The 4688-nt window shown below is 68.6% G+C and carries 1 protein-coding gene; it reads right to left on the reverse strand.

The window, feature by feature from the left end:
- Positions 1–4688: beta strand repeat-containing protein (locus ACTWQE_RS33575; RefSeq protein WP_443332877.1), on the reverse strand; the 4688-nt coding region annotated here is incomplete at both ends.

The raw sequence follows: 4688 nt of genomic DNA on the forward strand, positions 1-4688 counted from the left end.
GCCGGAGATGGTGAAGGTGATGGTTCCGGTGGGGAGGGGGCCGGGGCCTGCTGGTGTCACGGCTGCGGTGACGGTGACGTTCTGGCCGAAGACCGAGGGGTCTGGGGTGGTGGTCACGGTGGTGTTGGTGGAGGGTTCGACTTCGACGGTGTGGGTGCCGGTGTCGGTTGAGGTGAGGAAGTCGGTGCTGCCGTTGTAGGTGGCGGTGATGGTGTGGGGGCCCAGGTCGAGAGTGGTGATGTCGAGTTGGGCTGTGCCATTCGTATCGAGGGCTTCGGTGAAGGTGCCGCCGCCGCTGCCGCTGATCACAAAGGTCACTGTGCCCGAAGGCGTACCGGACCCCGGAGACTCCACTTCCACTGTGGCCCTGATGGTGACGGGCTGGCCCAGGGCGGATGGGTCAGGCGTATCGGCGACCGCAGTGATCGTAGACGCCTTGCTCACAGCATGTGTGCCCGCGCCGGTGGACGGGCTGTAGTTGGCGTCACCGTTGTAGGCGGCGGTGACCGTATGGCTGCCGGAGGGCAGTGAGGTGCGGGTCAGGGTGGCTGTGCCGTCGGTGTCGACGGGGACCGTGGTGGTTCCTCCGCCGCCGGAGATGGTGAAGGTGACGGTGCCGGTGGGTGTTCCGGCTCCCGGGGCCACGGCCCTCACGGCGGCAGTGAAGATGACCGGCTGTCCGAAGACCGACGGATCGGGTGAGGAGGAGACCGCCGTCGTTGTCCCGGCGGGGAGAACCGTGTGGCTGTCGGTGCCGGTGGAGGAGGTGAAGCTGGGGTCGCCGACGCCGACGTAGGTGGCTTCGACGGTGTGGCTTCCGGTGGCCAGAGTGCTGTGGGTGACGGTGGCGACACCGGCGGCGTCGAGGGTGCCCGTCAGTGTACTGGTGCCGTCGATGGTGAAGGTGACGGTGCCGACCGGTGTCCCCGCCCCCGGCGCGACCGGCGTGACGGTGGCGGTGAAGGTCACATCCTGCCCGAACACCGACGGATCCGGCGACGATGTCACTGTCGTGGTGGTGGCGGCGGGGTTGACGGTGTGGGTGTCTGCGCCGGTGGAGGGGGCGTGGTTGCGGTCGCCGTTGTAGGTGGCGGTGCGGGTGTGCGTCCCTACCGCGAGGGCGTTGCTGGTGAGGGTGGCGACGCCGTTGGAGTCCAGGGGCAGAGTGATCGTGCCTCCGCCGCTTTCGGTGAAGGTGACCGTCCCCGTGGGTACCCCCGCCCCCGGGGCGAGGGGTGCCACGACCGCGGTGAAGGTGACGTCCTGCCCGAACACCGAGGGGTCGGGGGTGGTGGTCACTGTGGTGGTGGTCGAGGCCCGCTCGACGACATGCGTGTCGGTGCCGGTGGACGGGGCGTAGTTGGCATCGCCGTTGTAGGTCGCGGTGCCGCTGTACGTCCCGGCGGGAAGGGCGTTGGTGGTGATCGTGGCGACGCCGGAGGCGTCCAGCGGGACGGTGATGGTGCCGCCGCCGCTCTCGGTGAAGGTGACCGTCCCCGTAGGAACACCCGCCCCCGGGGAGACAGGTGCCACCACCGCGGTGAACGTAGCGTGCTGTCCGAACACCGACGGATCGGGAGTCGAGGACACCGTCGTGGCGGTCGAGGCCCGGTTGACGACATGCGTATCGCTGCCTGCTGATGGGGTGTAGTTGGTGTCGCCGTTGTAGGTCGCGGTGATGGAGTAGTTGCTGGCGGGGAGTGTGCTGATGCTGACGGAGGCGACCCCGGAGGAGTCGAGGGCCCCGGTGAGTGTCGGGCCGCCGGAGATGGTGAAGGTCACGGTTCCCGTGGGAGTCCCGGCTCCCGGTGCCAGGACCGCGACCGTGGCGGTGAAAGTGACCCGCTGCCCAGACACCGACGGGTCGGGCATGGAAGTCACCGTGGTGGTGGTCGAGGCCTGGTTGACGGTGTGGGTGTCGGTGCCGGTGGAGGGGTTGTAGTTGGTGTCGCCGTTGTAGGTGGCGGTGACCGAACGGTTCCCGGAGGGCAGTGCGTTGAGGGTCAGCGTGGCCGTGCCGTCGGTGTCGACGGGGACCGTGGTCGTTCCTCCGCCGCCGGAGATGGTGAAGGTGACGGTGCCGGTGGGTGTTCCGGCTCCTGGTGCTAGGGGTGCGATGGCTGCGGTGATGGTGATCGGCTGTCCGAAGACTGAGGGGTCCGGGGTAGATGTCACCGTGGTGGTGGTGGATGCCTGGTTGACGGTGTGGGTGTCGGTGCCGGTGGAGGAGGTGAAGCCGGCGTCGCCGGCGCCGACGTAGGTGGCTTCGATGGTGTGGCTTCCGGCGGTCAGGGTGTTGTGGGTGACGGTGGCGACACCGGCGGCGTCGAGGGTGCCGGTGAGGGTACTGGTGCCGTCGATGGTGAAGGTGACCTGACCTGCGGGTGTCCCTGCCCCGGGTGGCAGGGCAGCCACCGTGGCGGTGAAGGTGACGTCCTGCCCGAACACCGACGGGTCCGGGGACGATGTCACGGTCGTGGTGGTGGCGGCGGGGTTGACGACGTGGGTGTCGGTGCCGGTGGAGGGGTTGTAGTTGGTGTCGCCGTTGTAGGTGGCGGTGAGGGCGTGGGTGGCGGTGCTGAGGGTGTCGAGGGTGAGGGTGGCGGTGGCGTCGGTCAGTGGCACGGTGAAGGTGCCTCCGCCGGTGCCGGAGATGGTGAAGGTGATGGTTCCGGTGGGGAGGGGGCCGGGGCCTGCTGGTGTCACGGCTGCGGTGACGGTGACGTTCTGGCCGTAGACCGAGGGGTCGGGGGTGGAGGTCACGGTGGTGCTGGTGGAGGGTTCGACTTCGACGGTGTGGGTCGTGGTGTCGGTGGAGGTGAGGAAGTCGGTGCTGCCGTTGTAGGTGGCGGTGATGGTGTGGGGGCCCAGGTCGAGGGTGGTGATGTCGAGTTGGGCTGTGCCGTTGGTGTCGAGGGCTTCGGTGAAGGTGCCGCCGCCGCTGCCGCTGATCACAAAGGTCACTGTGCCCGAAGGCGTACCGGCCACGGCAAGTTCGGCGTCCACGGTGGCCCTGATGGTGACGGGCTGGCCCAGCGCGGACGGATCGGGAGACGAGGTCACCGTCGTAGTCGTCGCGGCCTGGTTGACGGTGTGGGTGTCGGTCCCCGTCGAGGGGTTGTAGTTGGTGTCGCCGTTGTAGGTGGCGTTGACCGAATGGCTGCCGGAGGGCAGTGAGGTGCGGGTCAGGGTGGCTGTGCCGTCGGTGTCGACGGGGACCGTGGTCGTTCCTCCGCCCCCGCTGATGGTGAAGGTGACCGTGCCGGTGGGTGTTCCGGCTCCCGGTGCCACGGGTGCGACGGCGGCAGTGAAGATGACCGGCTGCCCGAAGACTGAGGGATCAGGGGTGCTGGAGACGGTGGTGGAGGTGGTCGCCTGGTTGACGGTGTGGGTGTCGGTGCCGGTGGAGGAGGTGAAGCTGGGGTCGCCTGCGCTGTCGTAGGTGGCTTCGACAGTGTGACTTCCCGCGGCCAGAGCGCTGTGGGTGACGGTGGCGATGCCGGTGGCGTCGAGGGTGCCGGTCAGGGTGCTGGTGCCGTCGATGGTGAAGGTCACGGTGCCGGCCGGTGTCCCCGCCCCCGGTGGCACCGCAGCCACCGCGGCAGTGAACGTGACCGGCTGCCCGAACACTGACGGATCAGGTGATGACGTCACTGTCGTCGTGGTGGCGGCAGGGTTGACGGTGTGGGTGTCGGTGCCGGTGGAGGAGGCGTAGTTGGCATCGCCGTTGTAGGTGGCGGTGCCGCTGATCGTGCCCACGCCGAGGGCGTTGCTGGTGATGATGGCGACGCCGTTGGAGTCCAGGGGCAGAGTGATGGTGCCGCCGCCGCTGTCGGTGATGGTGACCGTTCCGGTGGGAACTCCCGCTCCTGGGGCGAGGGGTGTCACGACCGCGGTGATGGTGACGTCCTGCCCGTAGATGGAGGGGTCGGGAGTGGTGGTCACGGTGGTGGTGGTCGAGGCCCGGTTGACGATATGCGTGTCGGTGCCGGTGGAGGGCGCGTTGTTGGTGTCGCCGTTGTAGGTGGCGGTGATGGAGTAGTTGCCGGCGGGGAGTGTGCTGGTGCTGACGGAGGCGACCCCGGAGGCGTCGAGGGCCCCGGTGAGTGTCGGTCCACCGCCGGAGACGGTGAACGTCACGGTCCCCGTGGGAGTCCCGGCCCCCGGTGCCACGGACGCGACGACGGCCGTGAAGACAACCGACTCTCCGAAGACCGACGGATCAGGTGATGAGCCCACACTGGTGGTCGTTGTTGCCTGGTTGATGGTGTGGGTGTCGGTTCCTGTCGAGGGGCTGTGGTCGCTGTCGCCGTTGTAGGTGGCGGTCACTGAGTTGTCGCCGGCAGGGAGCGTACTGATGGGCAGGGTGGCAGTTCCGGTGGTATCGACCGGGACCGTGGTGACGAGGCCTCCGCCGCTGAACTCGAAGGTGACGGTGCCCGTGGGGGTTCCGGCTTCCGACACCAGGGCCGCGACGTTGGCCGTGAAGATGACGGTCTGCCCGAAGACCGACGGATCAGGCGAGGAGGAGACCGCTGTCGTTGTTCCGGCGGGGAGGACCGTGTGGGTGTCGGTGCCGGTGGAGGAGGTGAAGCTGGCGTCGCCGGCGCCGACGTAGGTGGCTTCGATGGTGTGGCTTCCGGCGGTCAGGGTGTTGTGGGTGACGGTGGCGGTGCCGGTGGCGTCGA

It is taken from the genome of Streptomyces sp. 8N706, from assembly GCF_052245415.1.
Classification (GTDB): domain Bacteria; phylum Actinomycetota; class Actinomycetes; order Streptomycetales; family Streptomycetaceae; genus Streptomyces.